The sequence below is a fragment of the Actinomadura sp. WAC 06369 genome (genome assembly GCF_003947565.1).
GTDB classification, from domain to species: domain Bacteria; phylum Actinomycetota; class Actinomycetes; order Streptosporangiales; family Streptosporangiaceae; genus Spirillospora; species Spirillospora rifamycini.
The window spans coordinates 1-2,960 of sequence record NZ_QHJN01000334.1 but is presented as its reverse complement, the minus strand read 5'-3'; the positions used below and the strand labels follow the sequence as shown (position 1 = coordinate 2,960).

General features: G+C 73.1%; 4 protein-coding genes. 1 reads left to right on the top strand and 3 read right to left on the bottom strand.

Annotation, left to right across the window (positions count from 1 at the left end):
* Positions 1-488: 488 nt before the first annotated feature.
* Genes DMH08_RS39145 through DMH08_RS39135 form a run of 3 tightly spaced genes read right to left on the bottom strand, consistent with a single transcriptional unit; the run spans position 489 to position 2,895 of the window.
* Positions 489-923, bottom strand: a complete 435-nt coding sequence (locus tag DMH08_RS39145; protein WP_051300459.1) for a hotdog fold domain-containing protein — start codon at positions 921-923, stop codon at positions 489-491.
* Positions 920-1,753 carry an OAM dimerization domain-containing protein gene (locus DMH08_RS39140; protein ID WP_084550023.1) on the bottom strand — a complete coding sequence of 278 codons (834 nt, stop codon included), beginning with the start codon at positions 1,751-1,753 and terminating at the stop codon, positions 920-922. Before DMH08_RS39140 ends, DMH08_RS39145 begins: the two co-directional genes overlap by 4 nt.
* Positions 1,750-2,895, bottom strand: coding sequence for a lysine 5,6-aminomutase subunit alpha TIM-barrel domain-containing protein (locus DMH08_RS39135; RefSeq protein WP_442778677.1), 1,146 nt, complete (start codon positions 2,893-2,895; stop codon positions 1,750-1,752). Before DMH08_RS39135 ends, DMH08_RS39140 begins: the two co-directional genes overlap by 4 nt.
* On the opposite strand from DMH08_RS39135, the gene DMH08_RS42905 reads away from it, so the two are divergent.
* Positions 2,866-2,960 (top strand): lysine 5,6-aminomutase subunit alpha TIM-barrel domain-containing protein (locus DMH08_RS42905; protein WP_442778678.1); only part of this gene is annotated, 95 nt, incomplete at its 3' end. The two genes, DMH08_RS39135 and DMH08_RS42905, sit on opposite strands and share 30 nt — an antisense overlap.

The window sequence follows — 2,960 nt, the reverse complement described above, 5'->3', positions numbered from 1 at the left end:
GGTCGGCGGGGCCGGGGACACGGAAGAGGGCCCGTGACATCCGTCGGGCCGGAGTCGTCCCACAGGCGGTGAGAGCGAGGCTCCGTTTTCTACTGGATGTCCGGGCCCTTCCCGGGTCCAACCCCCTGGCCGATCGGGCGGCTCCGCCCCGGACGCGGCGTCGGATCACCGCACTGGCTCGGGCGGGCGGGCGTGCTGCCCGGTTCCGCCGCGGCACGGTGCCCGGCAGCGCCGCGGGCGGCCGATCGGTGAGTCCCGTGCTGGACTGGAGCCGAATTTACCGGCTCTCACGGCCTTGTCAACCGCCGCATGTTCTGCGGCTACTCCCCGTTCACCCAGGTCAGGGCCATGATCGGCGGGCGGGGTGACATCTGCGCCGGTCAGGGCGCGGCCGTGCGGTCCGGCCGGTTCCGGTTTTCCGGGCGGAGCGGCCTTTCCCGGGCGCGTCGCGGCGGCGGTTCCGGGCGCGCCCGGCGCCCCGGGGCGGGTCAGTCCCCCGGTCCGGGGACGACGACGGTGCCGGTGGCGGTGGCGGCGACGATCGGCTCGGGGAGGACCTCGGCGGACGACTCCCCCTTGTCGGGCCGCCCCCGGCACACCACGCGGGCCTCGAACTCCAGGGTGCGGCTGCGGGTGCCGAGGCGGGCGACGACGGCGACGGTCTCCACGACGTCCCCGGCGCGGACGGGGGCGCGGAACTGCACGTCGGAGTAGGAGGCGAAGAGCCCCTCGTCGCCGTCGGTGCGGATGCACGCCTCGGTGGCGGCGTCGCCGAACAGGGCGAGCAGGTAGGCGCCGTCGACGAGGTCGCCGGCGTAGTGGGCGTGGGAGTAGGGGATGTAGCGCCGGTGCACGACGGTCAGGCCCTGCCGGGGGTCGGCGGGCGGCCCGGCGGCGGCTTCGCCGGTGGTGTTCCCGGTCATGACGGGTCCTCTCCGTGGGCGTCCTCGGGCAGGAGGGCGTGGACGACGAAGCTGGCGACCTCGGCGGGGGTGGTGCCGCGGCCGAAGACGCGGTCGACGCCGAGGTCGGCGGCGGTGACGGTGTCGAAGCGGGGCCCGCCGACGACGAGCAGCGGGCGTCCCATGCCGGGGCCGACCGCGGTGGGGTACTCGGCGTGGAACGCGGCGGCCATCTGCTTGGTGTTGTGCAGGTGGGCGTTGCGCTGGGTGACGACCTGGGAGACCAGGACGGCGTCGGCGTCGACGGCCTTGGCGCGTTCGACGAGTTCGGCGACGGTGACCTGGGCGCCCATGTTCACGACCTGGATCTCGCGGTAGTACTCCAGGCCCTTCTCCCCGGCGAAGCCCTTGACGTTGAGGATGGCGTCGATGCCGACGGTGTGGGCGTCGGTGCCGATGCAGGCGCCGACGACCACGAGCCTGCGGTTGAGGGCGCGGCGGATCGCGAGGTTGACCTCCTGGGCGGTCAGCAGCGGGTACTCGCGTTCGGGCGGCGCGGGGATGGCGGCGTAGTCGATGAGGTGGCGGGTCTTGCCGTAGACGATGAAGAAGGTGAAGTCGGGGCCCATCGGCTTGGCGTGGACGACGCTGGCGGGCTCCAGGCCCATCTTCCCGGCGAGCTGGAGGGCGGCGGCGTCGGCGCGGGGCCCGGCGGGGACGGGCAGGGTGAACGACATCTGCACCATGCCGTCGCCGGTGGTGTCGCCGTAGGGGCGGATGACCTGGCGGGTGTCGGCGGGCTCGGCGGGCGCCCGCGTCCCGGTCCCGGTCCCGGGGCTCTCGACGGTCATGCGGGCACCTCCTGCCCGGCCGCGGCGCGCGCGGCGTCGGATCGCTGCGGGTCCTCGGTGTCGAGGATCTCGATGGCGGGGTTGACGTACCCGTCGGCGCGCTCGACGACGCCGTCCAGGCCCTTGCCGCCGTCGGGCGGGCGGCGGGTGACGCCGAAGGTGCCTTCGGCGATCGCGGTGAGCAGCCCGTCGTCGCCGATGCGCTCGAGCAGTTCGAGGGACTCGGCGAGCACCTGCCGGGCGCGGCGGGCGACCAGCCCGTCGGGGCGGGGGACGAAGTCCTCGGCGAGGCCGCCGCAGGCGTCGCGGACGTAGCGGACGTTCTCCAGTGCCAGGTCGCGGTCCGACAGCCACGGGGTGTGGATGCCCTCGGTCATCATCCCGATCAGGATGATCGACTGCCCGGTCATGACGCCGGCGAGGTTGAAGAAGGCGTCCAGCAGGTATCCGGCGAAGATGTTGCCGGTCATGTGCTTGGTGGGCGGCATGTACTTCAGCGGCGCGTCGGGGAACAGCTCCCGGACGAGCTGGGCGTGGGCGAGCTCGAGCCGGAACGACTCGGGGATCCTCGGGTCGATCTCGAAGGCGTGGCCGAGGCCGAGCTGGGCGTCGGCGAGGCCGGCCTCGTGCCCGAACCGCTCGTTGAGCAGCTGGCTGACGACGACGGTGTGGGCGGCGTCGACGGCGTCGGCGGTGGTGAGGTAGTTGTCCTCGCCGGTGTTGATGACGATGCCGGCGCGGGCGTGGATCTGCCGCGAGAACCGCTGGTCGATGAACGTGCGGCGCGGGTTGATGTCGCGGAAGATGATCCCGTACATGCAGTCGTTGAGCATCATGTCCAGGCGCTCGAGCCCGGCGAGGGTGGCGATCTCGGGCATGCACAGCCCGGACGCGTAGTTGGTGAGCCGCACGTAGCGGCCGAGCTCGCGCGACACGTCGTCCAGCGCGGCGCGCATCAGCCGGAAGTTCTCCTGGGTGGCGTAGGTGCCGGCGTAGCCCTCGCGGGTGGCGCCCTCAGGGACGAAGTCCAGCAGCGACTGGCCGGTGGAGCGGATGACGGCGACGACGTCGGCTCCTTCGCGGGCGGCGGCCTGCGCCTGCGGGATGTCCTCGTGGATGTCGCCGGTCGCGAAGGAGCCCACGTCGTCGCCGTCATCCGCTCCACCGGCCAGTCGCTGCTGGACTTCGTCTCTGAGGGCGCCACCCG